The sequence below is a fragment of the Micromonospora sp. AKA38 genome (assembly GCF_027925725.1).
GTDB lineage: Bacteria > Actinomycetota > Actinomycetes > Mycobacteriales > Micromonosporaceae > Micromonospora.
The window spans coordinates 1,301,097-1,316,904 of sequence record NZ_BNEI01000005.1 but is presented as its reverse complement, the minus strand read 5'-3'; the positions used below and the strand labels follow the sequence as shown (position 1 = coordinate 1,316,904).

The window sequence follows — 15,808 nt, the reverse complement described above, 5'->3', positions numbered from 1 at the left end:
TCCTCCACGGATGACGGGGACATCGATCGCCTTGACATCGATCAAGCGATGGCCATAAATTTCCGGAAAGCTTACGGGCCATTACCGGAATTTTCGGCCACGGTGGGAGGGCGCGAATGACATCCGTACGCTCGGATGCGCGGTTCGCCCCGGCGGCGCCCGCGCCCGCGCCGCGGCGGGACCGCCGACGCCGCGTCGGCCGCCGCCGGCCCTGGCGGCGGGCGCTGCGGCGGGACTGGCAGCTCTACTCGCTGGCCGTCCTACCGCTGCTGTTCTTCCTGGTCTTCCGCTACCTGCCGATGCTGGGCAACGTGATCGCGTTCCGGCGCTTCCGCCCCGGCGGCAGCGTGTTCGGCGAGTACTGGACCGGCCTGCGCTACTTCCGGCTGTTCTTCACCGACCCCACGTTCTGGGACGTCTTCACCAACACGCTGGTGCTGGGCGCGCTGACGCTGCTGTTCTGCTTCCCGCTGCCGATCGTGCTCGCGCTACTGCTCAACGAGGTGCGCAGCCGGGTCCTCAAGCGGTTCGTGCAGTCGGTGTCCTACCTGCCGCACTTCCTGTCGATCGTGATCGTGGCCGCGATGGTCATGCAGTTGCTGTCCGTGGACGGCACGGTGAACCAGGTGGTCGGCGCGTTCGGTGGGCGCCCGGTCCCGTTCATCCAGGACCCGGGCTGGTTCCGGTCGATCTACGTCTCCTCCGAGGTCTGGCAGACCGTCGGCTGGGGCACCATCCTCTACCTCGCGGCGCTCACCACGATCGACGGCGACCTCTACGAGGCGGCCCGGATCGACGGCGCCAACCGGTGGCGACAGACCTGGCACGTGACGCTGCCCGGGATCCGACCGACCATGATGACGTTGCTGATCCTGAACATCGGCACGTTCATGGCGGTCGGCTTCGAGAAGATCCTGCTGCTCTACAACCCGCTCACCTATCCGACCGCGGACGTCATCTCCACCTATCTGTACCGGGTGGGCATCGTCTCCGGGAACCTCAGCTACGCCGCCGCGATCGGCCTGTTCGAGGCCGTGATCGGCTTGACGCTGGTGCTGTCCGCGAACGGGATCTCCCGGCGCGCGGTGGGGACGAGCCTGTGGTGAGCCCCCGGCCCAGCCGGGGCTACCGCGTCTTCCAGGCGGTCAACGCCGTCGTCCTCACCGCCGTGGTGGTGGTGACGGTGTACCCGTTCCTCACCATCGTGGCGCGCTCGCTCAGTGACAACGCCGCCATCGTCAGCGGGCAGGTCAACCTCGTCCCGCGCGGGTTCAACCTCACCGCGTACCGGGTGGTGACGTCCGACCCAACGTTCTGGATCAGCTACCGCAACACCGTCGTCTACACGGTGGTCGCCACGCTCATCTCCGTCGTGCTGACCACCTGCTACGCGTACGTGCTGTCGAAGAAGCACCTGCGGGGCCGGACCGCGCTGGTCGGGATCGCCGTGTTCACCATGTTCTTCACCGGCGGCCTGATCCCCAACTACGTGCTGGTCACCAGCCTGGGCCTGAAGAACACCGTGTGGGCCGTCGCGCTGCCCAATGCCATCAACGTGTTCAACCTGCTGGTGATGAAGGCGTTCTTCGAGAGCCTGCCGGTCGAGCTGGAGGAGGCCGCCGCGGTCGACGGGCTGGGCACGTACGGGACGCTGCTGCGGATCGTCCTGCCGCTGTCCAAGGCGATGGTGGCCACGATGGTGCTGTTCTACGCGGTGTCGTTCTGGAACTCGTGGTTCGCCGCGTTCCTCTACATGGACCGTCAGGACCTGCTCCCGGTGACGGTCTACCTGCGCAACCTCATCGTGGGCGCGACCGACGCCACGCAGACCGGCGGCGGGCTCGGCAGCGGCGACGACATCGTGCAGGCCGCCGCGACCATCCAGTCCGTGACCGTCGTGCTGACGGTCCTGCCGATCCTCGCGGTCTACCCCTTCATCCAGCGCTACTTCGTCTCCGGAATCATGCTCGGCGCCGTCAAGGGATAGCGGTGCCACCAACCGAAGGGAACACCCATGGTCCAGCTGTCCCGCCGCCAGGTGCTGCTCGCCACCGGCGCGGCCGCCGTCGTCTCGCTGACCGGATGCGGTGACGACGGCCCCGACAAGAAGGACCTCGACCGCAACCGGGCCGGCGCGATGGAGAAGTACGGCATCGGCGACCAGTTCCGGGCCACCGAGCCGGTGTCGTTCTCGATCCTCTACAACAACCACCCGAACTACCCGCTCAAGCCGGAGTGGCTGTTCTGGTCGGAGCTGGCGAAGCGGACCAACGTCAAGCTCGACCCGGTCGCCGTGCCGCTCAGCGACTACGAGCAGAAGCGCAGCGTGCTCGTCTCCTCCGGGGACGCGCCGCTGATCATCCCGAAGACCTACCACCCGCAGGAGAACTCGTACGTCTCCTCCGGCGCGATCCTGCCGGTCAGCGACTACCTCGACCTGATGCCGCACTTCGCGGAGAAGCTGGAGAAGTGGAACCTCAAGCCGGAGATGGACACGCTCCGGCAGGAGGACGGCAAGTTCTACCTGCTGCCCGGCCTGCACGAGAAGCCCTGGCAGGAGTACACGCTCGCGGTCCGCACCGACATCCTGGAGCAACTGGGCATCCCGTCGCCGACCACCTGGGACGAGGTGTACACCATGCTCAAGGCGATGAAGGCGGCCCACCCGGACGTCCATCCGTTCTCCGACCGGTTCGGCAAGCCCAACCCCGCCGGCAACCTGCTGAACATGCTCGCCCTGTCGCACGGGCTGCCGGGCGCCGGCTGGAACTACCAGGCCACCGCCTGGGACGCCGGCGCCGGGAAGTACGTCTTCACCGGCGCGTCGGAGCAGTACCGGCAGGTGGTGACGTTCCTGCACAAGCTGGTCGCCGAGGGGCTGCTCGACCCGGAGACGTTCACCCAGACCGACGACCAGGCCCGCCAGAAGCTCGCCAGCGGCAAGTCGTTCGTGATCAGCACAAACGCGCAGACACTCGTGAACGACTACCGCCCGGACATCGCGAAGATCAACCCGAACGCCCGGCTGAAGAAGATCATGTTCCCGATCGGCCCGGCCGGCCCGGTCAACCCGGCGAGCCGGCTGGAGAACGGCGTGATGATCTCCAGCAAGGCCCGCGACGGCAAGAACTTCGTGGCCATGATGCAGTTCATCGACTGGCTCTGGTATTCCGACGCCGGCCAGGAGTTCGCCAAGTGGGGCGTCGAGGGCACCACGTACACCCGGGACGCCGCCGGCCGGCGCGCCCCCACCCCCGACGTCGACATCGTCGGGCTCAACCCCAAGGGCACCAAGCACCTCCAGAAGGACTTCGGCTTCGCCAACGGCGTCTTCGCGTACGGCGGCAAGCTGGACCTGGTGCAGTCGTTCTTCTCCCCCGAGGAGATGGAGTTCCAGCGGGAGATGAACGGCCGCAAGCCGGCGCCCTGGGTGACGCCGCCGCCCGCGCCGCTGACCGACGAGGAGCGCGAGCAGACCACGCTCTGGGCGACGGCGCTGAAGGACTACGTCACCCAGAACACGCTCCGGTTCGCGCTGGGCCAGCGCCCGTTGAGCGAGTGGGACGCCTACGTCACCGAACTGAAGGGCAAGAACGCGCAGGCGTACACCGATCTGGTCAACAAGGCGTACGAGCGGTACCGCAAGAACCACGGGTGACCGGCGATGCGCCACATCGTCCCCGACCGGCCCGTCGGCCGACTGACCGACGCCTGGCGCACCTGCGTGGGCACCGGGCGGTTCGACCTGGCGCTGCGCCAGGACTACCAGGACTCGCTGGCGCTCGTGCAGCGCGACATCGGGTTCCGGCACATCCGCGGCCACGGGCTGTTCAGCGACGGCGTCGGCGTGCACCGGCCGTACGAGTACCGGGGCGAGCGCCGGGTGCGGCACGCGTTCCCGTACGTCGACCAGGTCGTCGACGCCTACCTGGAGCGGGGCGTCCGGCCCTTCGTGGAGCTGGGTTTCATGCCGTCGGCGCTCGCTTCCGGGGAGCAGACCGTGTTCTGGTGGCGGGGCAACGTCACGCCACCCAACTCCTATCCGGAGTGGGGCGACCTGGTCCGCGCCACGGTGGCCCACCTGGTCGACAGGTACGGCCTGGCGGAGGTGCGCGGCTGGCCCATCGAGGTGTGGAACGAACCCAACCTGCCCGATTTCTGGCGCGACGCCGACCAGGCCGCCTACCACCGCCTGTACGAGGTGTCGGCGCACGCGGTCAAGGACGTCGACGCCTCGCTCCAGGTCGGCGGCCCGGCCATCTCCCCCGGCGCGGACGAGTGGCTGGCGCCGTTCGCCGAGTTCGTCGCCGCCCGCGACGTGCCCGTCGACTTCGTCAGCCGCCACGCGTACACCTCCGGCCCGGCCCGGCACGTGCCGTTCGGCACCCACCAGACGCTGGCCCCGGCGGCGGAGCTGCTGGAACAGTTCGCCGCGCCGCGCCGCCACCTGGCCGGCACCGCGCTGGCGGACCGGCCGGTGCACATCACCGAGTTCAACTCCTCCTACCGGCCGGACAACCCGGTCCACGACACCGCGTTCCACGCCGCCTATCTCGCGCCGGTGCTGGCCGCCGGCGGGGACCTGGTCGACTCGTTCTCGTACTGGACGTTCAGCGACGTGTTCGAGGAGGTGGGCGTGCCGACCGCGCCGTTGCACGGCGGTTTCGGCCTGCTCGCCCACCGGCAGCTCAAGAAACCCACCTACCACCTGTACGCGTTCATGGCCCGGCTCGGCGGCGAGGTGCTCGCCCACGGGTCGGACCACCTGGTCACCCGGCACCCGGACGGTCGGGTCGCGGTGCTGGCCTGGGCGCCGGTCGACGTCACCGGCCGGACGCCGGCGCCGGCGCGGCACACCCTGGCGCTGTCGGTCCCGCTCGGCCCGCCCGGCACCACCTCGGCGTTCCAGCTCCGCTCGTCGGTGAGCGAGGAGGCCGGCAACGTCCGGGCGGCCTGGCGGGAGATGGGCAGCCCGCGCTCGCCCCGCCCCCGGCAGCTCGACGCGCTGCGGGAGGCCGCCGAGCCGGCCCGCAGCCACCGCGCCCTGCCGGTCGCCGCCGGGCGGGCCGACGTCGACCTCGCGCTCGCCCGGCACGAGGTGACGCTTGTCGAGCTGACGCCGGTGGTGGACGAGACGCCGCCGTGGGACGACGGGCGGATGCTCGACCCGACCGGTGAGCCGGCTCCGACCCGGCCGGAGCCGTGGTGAGCGGGCCCGGCCGGCGGGAGTTCGGCGACGGGCCGCTCTCGCGGGCCGCCGCGGCCGTGCACATCCTGCTCGTCGTGGAGCTGCTGCTCCTGCTCACCACCGTGCCGGGGCTAATCGCGCTGGTGCTGCTCGACCGGGACGCCAGCAACCTGCCGCTGGTCGCGGTCTGCCTGCTGCCGGTCGGGCCAGCCGTCTCCGCCGCGCTGCACGCGCTGCGTCACCAGCGCCGGGACCTGACCGACCTGCGGCCCGCCGCCGCGTTCCGGCGCGCCTACCGGGCCAACCTGCCGGGCGTGCTGCGGGTCTGGGTGCCGACGCTGGCGTGGTTGACGCTCATCGCGGTGAACCTGGCCCACCTGCCGGCCGCGGCCGTGCCGGCCTGGTGGGCGGTGCCGCTGGCGCTGGTCGGGGCGGGCGTCGCGCTGGTCGGGACCAACGCCCTGGTGATCGTCTCGCTGTTCGCGTTCCGCACCCGCGACGTGGTCCGCCTGGCCGGGTACTTCCTGGTCCGCACGCCCGGCGTCACGGTCGGCAACGCCGTCCTGCTGGGCGCCGCCGCCGGCGTCACCGCCGTCTTCTCCGAGGCGGTGCTCGCGCTCCTGGGCGCGGTCGGCGTGCTGGCGCTGCTCCGGATCGGCGACCCGATGATCGACGTGATCCGGAGGGAGTTCACCACGTGAGTACCGCTGCCACGGACGAGCCGGCGAGCGGCGCGGAGCCGCTGCCGGTGGACACGACCACCTGGCACGCCGCCTGGCTGCCGCCGGAGGCGTTCCGGGCGCTCGGCACCCGGGGCGTCCTGGTGCACGGTCCCGGCCCGCTGGTGGACACCGTGCTGGACGAGGTGACGCGAGCCTGCGCCCGGTACGGCGGTCGGGTGTGGCGCTCCCCGTCCTGGGACGTCGACGCCGACCTGGTGCTCGCGCTGCGCGACGCCGGTCCGCTGGCGAACGCGACCGCGGAGGCGGTCCGCCTCGCCGCCACGCCGGCGGGAAACGGCCGGGGCGACGGCGCGCTCGGCGACGAGGGGTTCCTGACCGCCCGGTCGGGGGGCGTGACGGTGGTGCTGGCCGACGCGCCGGCCGGCCTGCTGTACGGGCTGTTCCACGTGGTCCGGCTGGGCGCGGCGGCGTTCGACGTCGACCGGCCGGCGCGGCGGCACGGCCCGGCGCTGTCCCGCCGGATGCTCGACCACTGGGACAACGTGGCCGTGCACCCGGTGTCGGGTCAGGTCGAGCGCGGCTACGCCGGCGGCTCGATCTTCTGGCGCGACGGCGCGGCGCGCCGGGACACGGCCCGGATCCGGGACTACGGGCGGCTGCTCGCCGCCTGCGGGATCAACGCGATCGCGGTGAACAACGTCAACGTGCACGACACCGAGGCGCGGCTGTTGACCGACCGGCTGGGCGACGTGGCGGAGATCGCGGACGTGCTGCGCCCGTACGGCGTGCGGGTGCACCTGGCGGTGACGTTCGCCGCCCCGGTGGTGCTCGGCGGCCTGCCCACCGCCGACCCCCACGACGACCGGGTGCGGGCCTGGTGGGCCGCCGCCGCCGGGCGGGTGTACGCGCGCGTCCCGGACTTCGGCGGCTTCCTGGTGAAGGCCGACTCGGAGGGCCGGCCCGGCCCGTTCACCTACGGGCGCGACCACGCCGACGGGGCGAACCTGCTGGCCGCCGCGCTCGCGCCACACGGCGGCGTGGTGCACTGGCGGGCGTTCGTCTACGACCACCACCAGGACTGGCGGGACCGGTCGACGGACCGGGCCCGGGCCGCGTACGACCACTTCACCCCGCTGGACGGGCGCTTCGCCGACAACGTGATCGTCCAGGTGAAGTTCGGCCCGGTGGACTTCCAGGTCCGCGAGCCGGTGTCGCCGCTGCTGCTGGCCATGCCGGCCACCCGGATGGCGGTCGAGGTGCAGGTGACGCAGGAGTACACCGGCCAGCAGCGGCACGTCTGCTGGCTCGGCCCCTGCTGGAGCGAGGTGCTGCGGTTCGCGCCCCGGGGCGACGCCGGCACGGTCGCCGACGTGGTGGCCGGCGCGCGCGGTGGCGGCCTGGCCGCGGTGGCCAGCACCGGGGACGACCCGTTCTGGACCGGGCATCCGCTGGCCCAGGCCAACCTGTACGCCGTGGGGCGGCTCGCCTGGGACCCCCGCCTGGAGCCCGGCGCGGTGCTCGACGAGTGGATCGGGTTGACGTGGCCGCCGGCCACGACGCCCGACCCGGACCTGCTGCGGCGGACGCTGCACGAGATCATGGACGACTCCTGGCGCGGCTACGAGCGGTACACCGCGCCGCTGGGTGTCGGTTTCATGGTGCGGCCCGGGCACCACTACGGGCCCGACGTGGACGGCTACGAGTACACCGCCTGGGGCACCTACCACTTCGCCGACCGGGACGGCGTCGGGGTGGACCGCACCCGGGCGACCGGGACCGGGTTCACCGGCCAGTACCCGGCGCCCTGGTCGGAGGTGTACGAGTCACGCGAGCGGTGCCCGGACGAGCTGCTGCTCTTCTTCCACCACGTCCCCTACGACCACGTGCTGCACAGCGGCCGTACGGTGATCCAGCACATCTACGACACGCACTTCGCCGGCGTCGAGCAGGTGGTGGCGATGCGCGAGCGGTGGCGCCGACTCGCCGGCCTGATCGAACCGGCGGTGCACGAACGGGTGGCCGAGCGCCTCGACGAGCAGGTCCGCAGCGCCATCCAGTGGCGGGACCAGATCAACACCTACTTCTTCCGCAAGTCCGGGGTGCCGGACGCGTACGGTCGCCGCATCTGGTGACCCGGCGAGTCACCACGGGTGCACCGTGCCGTCGGTCAGCCGGTTCACCGGGAGGTAGGCCGGCGCGTACGGGAACCGGGCCGCCGCCGCCTCGTCGATGTCCACCCCGAGGCCGGGCGTCTCGGCGGGGTGCAGGTAGCCGTCGGCGAAGTGGTAGCCGTGCGGGAAGACCTCGTCGGTCTCGTCGGTGTGCCGCATGTACTCCTGGAGGCCGAAGTTCGGGATGGCCAGGTCGAGGTGGAGCGCGGCGGCCATGCAGACGGGCGACAGGTCGGTGGCCCCGTGCGAGCCGCTGCGGACGTGGTGCAACGCCGCGAGGTCGAAGATGCGACGCAGGTGGGTGAGCCCACCGGCGTGCACCACCGTGGCGCGGACGTAGTCGATGAGCTGTTCCCGGATGAGCTGGGCGGCGTCCCAGATGCTGGTGAAGACCTCACCGACGGCGATCGGGGTGGTGGTGTGCTGGCGGATGAGCCGGAAGCCCTCCGGCAGGTCGGCCGGGACCGGATCCTCCATCCAGGTCAGCGCGTACGGCTCCAGGCTGCGGCCGAGCCGGGCCGCCTCGATCGGGGTGAGCCGGTGGTGCACGTCGTGCAGCAGCCGCAGGGTGGGACCGAACTCGTCGCGGACCCGGGCGAACACGCCCGGCACGTGGGCGAGGTACGCCTCGGTCGACCAGGTGGTCTCGCTGGGCAGCGCGGCGTCGGCCGGCTCGTAGAACATCTTGTCGGCGCTGACGCCGTAGGTGCGGGGCAGGCCGGGCACGCCGCACTGCACGCGTACCGCGCGGTAGCCGAGGTCGACGTAGCGGGCCACCTCGGCCAGCACCTCGTCGACGGTCTCGCCGTTGGCGTGGCCGTAGACGGTCACGCCGTCGCGGGACCGGCCGCCGAGCAACTGGTAGACCGGCAGCCCGGCGACCTTGCCCTTGATGTCCCAGAGCGCGGTGTCCACCGCCGCGATCGCGCTCATCGTGACCGGCCCGCGTCGCCAGTACGAGCCCTGGTAGAGGTACTGCCAGGTGTCCTCGATGCGGGCCGGGTCGCGGCCGATCAGCAGCGGCACCACGTGGTCGCGCAGGTAGGACGCGACGGCCAGCTCCCGACCGTTGAGGGTGGCGTCGCCGACCCCGGTGACGCCCTCGTCGGTGACCACCTTGAGGGTGACGAAGTTGCGGCCGGGGCAGGTCAGGATGACCCGAGCATCGACGATCCTCATCATCAGGACATTAACAGACATCCATGGTCGCGGCGGCACGACGGCCCGCCGGCTGGTTCAGGCCGTCGGCACCCAGGCCACCGTCCGCATGGTGGTCGGGGCGGTCGCCTTCAGGCCGGTGTCGGAGACGGTCCAGAGCACCCCGTCGACCACCAGCGACCGGCGGACCGGCGTCCACTCCGCACCGTCGCCCAGCGACGGCGGATGGTCGATCGTGCCGGCCACCGTGAACCCGTCGTCGCCGACCCGCAGCGCCAGCATCCCGGCGGCCGGCGCGGCCCGGCCGGCCGCCCCGCCGGCCCGGTCGGTGACCACGCCCGGCCGGTTCACCGGCAGCACCACCAGGCGCTCCGGCGCCCAGTAGAGGAACGCGTGCGGGTCGGCCTCCGCGTCGGACCAGCCCCGCGCGACGTGGTGCCGGGCGATCCGGGTCGGCCGGGCCGGGTCGGCGACGTCGAACAGCGACACCTGGGTGCCCAGGACCTGCCCCCGGTCGGTCGCCTCCTGCCCGACCCCGAGCAGTCGGCCGTCCCCGGCCGGATGCAGGTACGACGAGTACCCGTTGATCTTCAGCTCGCCGGTCACCCGGGGCGCGACCGGGTTCCGCAGGTCCACCGCGTACAGCGGGTCGGTCTGCCGGAACGTCACCGCGTAGCCGGTGGGGCCGAGGAACCGCACCGCGAAGATCCGCTCGCCCCGACCCAGCCCGGTGACCTGGCCGACCCGGGTAAGCGTCGGGCCGTCGGGCCGCAGCACGTAGACGCCGGAGGTGGACCCGTCCCCGCGGCCCCACCGGTCCCCGGTGGTGGTGGCCACCCGCAGGTGGCCGTTCCACTCGGACAACGCGTACTGGTTGATCAGCCAGCCCGGCACCGAGCCGGACGCGACGTGACGCGGGGTGCGCCCCGTCAGGTCGAACTGGTAGATCTCGGTGCCGCCGTCCGCCGCGCCCGGCGACGCCACCGGCATCCGCCGGCGCTTGTCGTTGGTGAGATAGAGCCGAGGACCGCTGCTGTAGACCGTGTCGCCGTCGGCCGCGACCGTCACCGGGTCACCGGTGCCGAGCGTGGACGCGCCGAGATCGAAGCTGAGTACGGTCACCATCGAGGCGCCGGAGAAGCCGGCCGGCCGGCTCACCCGGTCGCAGTCCACCCGCCCGGTGGCGGTGTGGCCGCCCGCGCGAACCTCGTACCGGGGCAGCCAGTCGTCGATCGTGGCCCGGTCGACGACCGCGCGATTGGCGGCCGTCCGCTGCGCGTCGGTACCCCGGCCCGGCGCGGGGAAGGCCAGCCGGGGCGCGGAGCGGACCACCACCCGGACGGTCGCCCCGACCTGCCGCGCGTCGACCATGCTGCCGTCGATCCGGTAGTCACCGAGGATCCGCGGCGTCCCGGCGAGGTCGACCAGGACCAGCCGGGACTGCGGCCCGTCCGGGCCGATCTGCCCCTTCGGCGCGGCGGACTTGACCATCCACCGGGCCGGGAGCAGCACGAGCGCCCGGTCGCCGTGCAGCAGCAGGCTGGTGTCACCTCCGGCGAACCGCTCCCCCACCGTCGGGTCGATCGCCAGCCGGCCGGTCAGCCGGCGGCTCGCCGGATCCACCACGGACAGCACGCCCCGGGTCACCGTGACGATCCGCCGGCCGTCGGTCTTGACCAGGTCCGGCTCGTCCACGCCGGCCTCGTGCACGGTGGTGCCGGAAAAACCGGCCGTGGGCGCGCTCGCCGCGTCCTTCGCGGCGGCCGGTCCGGTGGCCCGTTCGACGATGAGCCCGCCGTCGCCGTCCACCCCGAGACCCCACGGGCCGACCGCCGCCCGCGCCGCGGCCCGGAGCTGCCGCAACGCCTCCTCGCAGGAGTCGAACGCGACCAACCGCAGCCCGCCGGACGAGCCGCCCCGGTCCCGGGGCGGCGGCGCGGCCGACGGTGCGGGGGTGCAGCCGGCGAGGGTCAGCGCGACGACAGTCGCCCATCCGACGGTTCGGGATCTGCCACCAGTCATGGACCCTCAGACGTGGCCGCCCCGGACGCGGTTCCCGGACGCGGCGCTCAGCCCCCGGCCATCGCGCCGAGCACGATGAACGGCTCCTTGCCGGCGACCACCTCCTCGGGCAGCGGCGCGTCCGGCGGCTCGTGGGACAGGTCCCGTTCGCAGGCGTAGAAGCGGACGAACGGGCGGCGCGCGCCGCTGTGCCGGTCGCGGATCGTGCCCCGCAGCATCGGGTAGGCGGCCTCCAGTGCGTCGAGCACCTCACGCTGCGTGGGCGGGCCGGCCACCTCGACGCGCACCTCGCCGGTGACGTGCGCCAGGTTCTTCAGATGGGCCGGCAGCACGACCCGGATCACGGCAGCACCTGCACCTCGACGGAGAGCACCGGCGGCAGGTCACGCACGATCGGCGCCCAACTGTCGCCGGCGTCCGCCGAGTGGTAGACCTGCCCGCCGGAGGTGCCGAAGTAGATCCCGCACTCGTCGAGCGTGTCCACCGCCATCGCGTCCCGCAGCACGTTGACGTAGCAGTGCGACTGCGGCAGGCCCTCGGTCAGCGGCTCCCAGTGCTCGCCGCCGGTGCGGCTGCGGTAGACCCGCAACCGGCCGTCCGGCGGGTAGTGCAGCGAGTCGCTGGTGATCGGCACCACGTAGATCGTCTCGGGCTCGTGCGCGTGCACCGCGATCGGGAAGCCGAAGTCCGACGGCAGGTTGCCGCTGACCTCCCGCCAGCTCCCACCGGCGTCGTCGGTGCGCATCACGTCCCAGTGCTTCTGCATGAAGAGGGTGTCGGGCCGGGACGGATGCTGGGCCAGCCGGTGCACGCAGTGGCCGGTCTCCGAATCCTGGTCGGGGATCTCCGCCGACCGCAGCCCCTTGTTGATCGGCAGCCAGCTCGCGCCGCCGTCGTCGCTGCGGAACGCCCCCGCCGCCGAGATCGCCACGTAGATCCGGTCCCGGTGGACCGGGTCCAGGATGATCGTGTGCAGGCACATCCCGCCCGCGCCGGGCTGCCAGCCGGGACCGCTCGGGTGCTGACGCAGCGCGGTCAGCTCGGTCCACTTCTCGCCGCCATCGGTGGAGACGTAGAGCGCGGCGTCCTCCGCGCCCGCGTACACCGTGTCGGGGTCGTGACGGGACGGTTCGAGATGCCAGATCCGCTTGAACTCCCACGGCCTGGGCGTGCCGTCATACCAGAGGTGCTCGCCGACGTCACCGGCGTAGGCGAAGTCGTTGCCGACCGGGGCCCAGCTCCGGCCGCCGTCGTCCGAGCGCTGGATGAGCTGCCCGAACCAGCCGCCGGACTGGGACGCGTAGAGCCGGTCCGGAGCGACCGGGGAGCCGGTCAGATGGTAGATCTCCCAGCCGCCGAAGTGCGGGCCGTCGACCGTCCAGTCGCGGCGCCGCTCGTCCGACGTCAGCAGGAACGCGCCCTTGCGCGTGCCGACAAGCACTCGAACTATGCTCATATCCTCATCCTTTGTCCGCAGGTGCAGCAGCTATGACCACGGATCGCGTCGAGACTCATCGGTGTTCTACTCCCCGCCTACGACAATCGACGGCCCCACCGGCGGCGGCAAGGACGCCGCGCCGGCCGTCCGGGTTGTCGGTGGGGGTGGTTAACCTGCCCGCGTGACCGCCCCCGGAGACGTCCCACCCGACCACCTCGACCGGCTGCGACCGATCTGCCTCGGCCTGCCGGAGACCCACGAGGAGCCGGCCTGGGTGGGCCTGCGCTGGCGGATCCGCACCCGCACGTTCGCCCACGCGTACACCGTCGGCCCCGACCACCCGGCCGCCGTCGCGCGGGCCACGGCGACCGACGAGCCGCTCTGCGTGCTGACGTTCCGCGCGCCCGGCGACGAGATCGCCGGGCTGCTCGCCGCCGGTCCGCCGTTCTTCGCGCCGGGCTGGGGCGCCGACGTGGTCGGGATGACGCTCGACGACACGACGGACTGGACCGAGGTCGCCGAGCTGCTCACCGAGAGCTACTGCCTGCGGGCGCCGAGGAAGCTGGCCGCCCGGGTCGACCGGCCGCCGGGCTGAGTCAGCCGAGCTTCTTGCACAGCGTCTCGAACGCCAGGTCCGGGCGACGCGGCACACCGAAGCGCTCGTCGCCGTACGGGAACGGGCTCAACTCGCCGGTGCGGGCGTAACCGCGCCGCTCGTACCAGGCGATCAGGTCGTCGCGCTGGACGATCACGGTCATCCGCAGCTCACCGGCGTGCCAGCGCTCCCGGGCGTACCGCTCGGCCTCGGCCAGCAGCTCCCGACCCAACCCGCCGCCCTGGTGACCGGGCGCGACCGCGAACATGCCGAAGTACGCGTGGTCGTCCCGGCGCTCCAGTTGGCAGCAGGCGACCGGCGCGCCGTCCCGCTCCGCCAGCAGCACCACGCCGGCCGGGCCGGTCACCGCCGCGGCCACCATCTCCGGATCGGTGCGCTGGCCGTCGAGCAGGTCCGCCTCGTGGGTCCACCCGGCCCGGGCCCGGTCCCCCCGGTAGGCCGACTCGATCAGGTCGACCAGGGCGGGCACGTCGGCGGGTCCTGCGGTACGGGTCGTGGTGCTGGTCATCGTGCTCTCCACGGTCGGCGCGGCGTACCCCGCCAGCGTACGCAGGCGGATGCGCGACGCACCCGGCGGCACGGGACGGCCGGGGCCGGCGCGGCGTGGTTGACTGCCGGCGTGGAGACGACCATCGGCGCGTCGGGCCGGCCGGCGACGCTCGACCTGCCGGCCGGCCCGGTCCGGGGCGGGTTGGTGGTGCTGCACGGTTCGCACGCCGACAAGCGGTCCCACTTCCTCTACCGGCACCTCGCCCGGCTGCTGCCGCCGGCCGGTGTCGCGGTGCTGCGCTACGACCGCCGCCCCCGGGTGGACGGCCGCGACGTGCCGCTCGCCGACCAGGCCGAGGACGCCGCCGCCGCGGTGGCCGTGCTGCGCCGGCACGTCGGCCCGGCGCCGGTCGGGCTGTGGGGCTTCAGCCAGGGGGCCTGGGCGGCGGCGGTCACCGCCGCCGCCCACCCCGTCGACTTCCTGATCCTGGTCTCGTGCAGCGGGGTCAGCCCGGCCGTGCAGATGCGCTACGGCACCGCCGAGCAGCTACGCCGACACGGCTACGGGCCGGTCGACGTGGCCGAGCTGACCCGGTTGCGCGAGATCGCCGAGGGGTTCCAACGCGGCGACGTGCCGCGCCCGGCCGCGCAGGCGGCGCTGACGGCCGCGCTGTCGCGGCCCTGGTTCCCGCTGGCGTTCCTCCCCCGCGAGCTGTCGGAGCGGCCGGGCACCTGGGCCGACATGGATTTCGACCCGGCGCCGGTGTTCGCCCGGCTGACCGGCCCGGTGCTGCTCTGCTACGGCGAGACCGACGGGTGGGTGCCGATCGAGGAGAGCATCGCGGTGTGGCGACGGGCGGCCCACGACGCCGACCTGACCGTGACCCGGCTGCCCGGCTGCGACCACGCGCCCACGGTCGGGGAGCGCGAGGAGCTGGCCGCCGTCAGCCCGCGTTACGAGGCCGTGCTGCTCGACTGGCTCGACCGGTGGCTTCCGGCCGGTCCTCGTCTGGCGTGAGCCGAAACCGCGTCGCCGCCGACCCGCGACGCGGCTACGCTGCGCGCCATGACCGCCGAGCTGCCCCCGTACGAGTTCGCCTTCCCCGGCCCGCTGCGTGACCAACTGGTCGCCGCCGTGCTGAACGGGACGAAGACCAGCACCACCGGGCTGCTCCAGGACAACGAGATCGAGGGCGAGCCGCTGCCGACCGTCGGCAGCCGGTTCGCGGTGATCGACTCCGCCGGCCGGCCGGTGGCCGTGATCGAGCTGGTCGAGGTCCGCGTGGCCCGGCTCGGCGACGTGGACCTCGACCACGCCCGGGACGAGGGCGAGGGCTACACGTCGGTCGACGCCTGGCGCGCCGGCCACGAGGACTACTGGCACGGCGACGACTACCGGGGGTGGCTCGGCGACCCGACGTTCACGGTCGACGACGACACGCCCGCCGTGCTGGAGCGCTTCCGCCTCGTCGAGACGCTGTGACGACGCGCGCGATTCGCTCCGGGTGCGGTCGTCGTCGCGCTGAGCCCGCTCCGGGTGCAGTTGTCGTCGCGCCGGTGCCCCTCAGTCGAGCCACCAGGCCTGCATGTCCGCCCCGACCGGCGTGAAGCGCAGCACGGTCACCACGGCACCGGCCACCACGCCGGCCAGCAGCAGCGCCCGCAGCCCGCGCGGCAGCGACCGCCGGTCCCGGGCCAGCAGCACCACGCCGTAGCCGGCCAACGGCGGGCTGGCCAACCCGGCGAGGTAGAGCAGCGCGGTGAGGCCGTAGAGCCACATGAACGGGTTCCAGCCGTGCATGCCGAACGGCACCAGATCCTTCGGGTCGTACGCGCCGGTGCGCAGCTCGGCCGGGCCGGCGGCGCTCGAATGTCGGGTGGCATCGCATCGCCACCGGCGTGCCACACCTCGCCGCTGCCGGACCGGCGGAATTGAGGGGCGAATTCAGGGGTTGCTTTGCCGAACCCCCTGAGCGAATGCGCATTCCTTGCCGGGCCGACAATTCCACGGCTACTTTTCTCGACGTTGCGCTCACGCACCGC

The 15,808-nt window shown here is 72.7% G+C and carries 15 protein-coding genes; 9 read left to right on the top strand and 6 right to left on the bottom strand.

All coding sequences use genetic code 11. The annotated features are described in order from the left end of the window. The first annotated feature begins 116 nt into the window (after window positions 1-116). The 6 genes from TPA0908_RS22670 to TPA0908_RS22645 are packed head-to-tail and all read left to right on the top strand — an operon-like array spanning window position 117 to window position 8,003. On the top strand, window positions 117-1,106 hold the full coding sequence (locus tag TPA0908_RS22670; protein ID WP_281941035.1) for an ABC transporter permease: 990 nt from the start codon (window positions 117-119) through the stop codon (window positions 1,104-1,106). After that, window positions 1,103-1,987 carry a carbohydrate ABC transporter permease gene (locus TPA0908_RS22665; RefSeq protein WP_281941032.1) on the top strand — a complete coding sequence of 295 codons (885 nt, stop codon included), beginning with the start codon at window positions 1,103-1,105 and terminating at the stop codon, window positions 1,985-1,987. The genes TPA0908_RS22670 and TPA0908_RS22665 overlap by 4 nt, the downstream gene beginning before the upstream one ends. Window positions 1,988-2,014: 27 nt before the next feature. Continuing rightward, entirely contained in the window at window positions 2,015-3,658 is a 1,644-nt protein-coding gene (locus TPA0908_RS22660; RefSeq protein WP_281941030.1) for an ABC transporter substrate-binding protein, read from the top strand. Window positions 3,659-3,664: 6 nt separating this feature from the next. Further along, a complete protein-coding gene (locus TPA0908_RS22655; protein WP_281941028.1) occupies window positions 3,665-5,209 on the top strand; it encodes a GH39 family glycosyl hydrolase in 1,545 nt (514 codons plus the stop codon). After that, on the top strand, window positions 5,206-5,889 hold the full coding sequence (locus tag TPA0908_RS22650; protein ID WP_281941026.1) for a hypothetical protein: 684 nt from the start codon (window positions 5,206-5,208) through the stop codon (window positions 5,887-5,889). Before TPA0908_RS22655 ends, TPA0908_RS22650 begins: the two co-directional genes overlap by 4 nt. Continuing rightward, window positions 5,886-8,003, top strand: coding sequence for an alpha-glucuronidase (locus TPA0908_RS22645; RefSeq protein ID WP_281941024.1), 2,118 nt, complete (start codon window positions 5,886-5,888; stop codon window positions 8,001-8,003). The genes TPA0908_RS22650 and TPA0908_RS22645 overlap by 4 nt, the downstream gene beginning before the upstream one ends. Before the next feature lie 9 nt (window positions 8,004-8,012). Here TPA0908_RS22645 and manD read toward each other — a convergent pair whose 3' ends face one another. Genes manD through TPA0908_RS22625 form a run of 4 tightly spaced genes read right to left on the bottom strand, consistent with a single transcriptional unit; the run spans window position 8,013 to window position 12,678 of the window. Next, window positions 8,013-9,221 (bottom strand): D-mannonate dehydratase ManD, encoded by a 1,209-nt coding sequence (gene manD, locus TPA0908_RS22640; RefSeq protein WP_281941023.1) that lies wholly within the window; start codon window positions 9,219-9,221, stop codon window positions 8,013-8,015. 57 nt (window positions 9,222-9,278) lie between these two features. Further along, window positions 9,279-11,222: a beta-propeller domain-containing protein gene (locus tag TPA0908_RS22635; protein WP_281941021.1), complete on the bottom strand. Its 1,944-nt coding sequence runs from the start codon at window positions 11,220-11,222 to the stop codon at window positions 9,279-9,281. Window positions 11,223-11,269: 47 nt separating this feature from the next. Beyond that, window positions 11,270-11,566, bottom strand: coding sequence for a MoaD/ThiS family protein (locus tag TPA0908_RS22630; RefSeq protein ID WP_281941019.1), 297 nt, complete (start codon window positions 11,564-11,566; stop codon window positions 11,270-11,272). Beyond that, entirely contained in the window at window positions 11,563-12,678 is a 1,116-nt protein-coding gene (locus TPA0908_RS22625; protein WP_281941017.1) for a WD40/YVTN/BNR-like repeat-containing protein, read from the bottom strand. The genes TPA0908_RS22630 and TPA0908_RS22625 overlap by 4 nt, the downstream gene beginning before the upstream one ends. A gap of 163 nt (window positions 12,679-12,841) precedes the next feature. Here TPA0908_RS22625 and TPA0908_RS22620 point away from each other — a divergent pair, with 163 nt between their 5' ends. Further along, on the top strand, window positions 12,842-13,255 hold the full coding sequence (locus TPA0908_RS22620) for an MmcQ/YjbR family DNA-binding protein (protein ID WP_281941016.1): 414 nt from the start codon (window positions 12,842-12,844) through the stop codon (window positions 13,253-13,255). 1 nt (window position 13,256) lies between these two features. On the opposite strand, the gene TPA0908_RS22615 is transcribed toward TPA0908_RS22620, so the two are convergent. After that, on the bottom strand, window positions 13,257-13,784 hold the full coding sequence (locus tag TPA0908_RS22615) for a GNAT family N-acetyltransferase (protein ID WP_281941014.1): 528 nt from the start codon (window positions 13,782-13,784) through the stop codon (window positions 13,257-13,259). Window positions 13,785-13,895: 111 nt separating this feature from the next. On the opposite strand from TPA0908_RS22615, the gene TPA0908_RS22610 reads away from it, so the two are divergent. Together TPA0908_RS22610 and TPA0908_RS22605 are read left to right on the top strand one after the other, a co-directional pair. Continuing rightward, window positions 13,896-14,783, top strand: a complete 888-nt coding sequence (locus TPA0908_RS22610; RefSeq protein ID WP_281941012.1) for an alpha/beta hydrolase family protein — start codon at window positions 13,896-13,898, stop codon at window positions 14,781-14,783. Window positions 14,784-14,831: 48 nt separating this feature from the next. Beyond that, a complete protein-coding gene (locus TPA0908_RS22605) occupies window positions 14,832-15,248 on the top strand; it encodes an ASCH domain-containing protein (protein ID WP_281941010.1) in 417 nt (138 codons plus the stop codon). Between the two features lie 81 nt (window positions 15,249-15,329). Here TPA0908_RS22605 and TPA0908_RS22600 read toward each other — a convergent pair whose 3' ends face one another. Next, window positions 15,330-15,671, bottom strand: coding sequence for a hypothetical protein (locus TPA0908_RS22600; RefSeq protein ID WP_281941008.1), 342 nt, complete (start codon window positions 15,669-15,671; stop codon window positions 15,330-15,332). Between the last annotated feature and the right edge of the window lie 137 nt (window positions 15,672-15,808).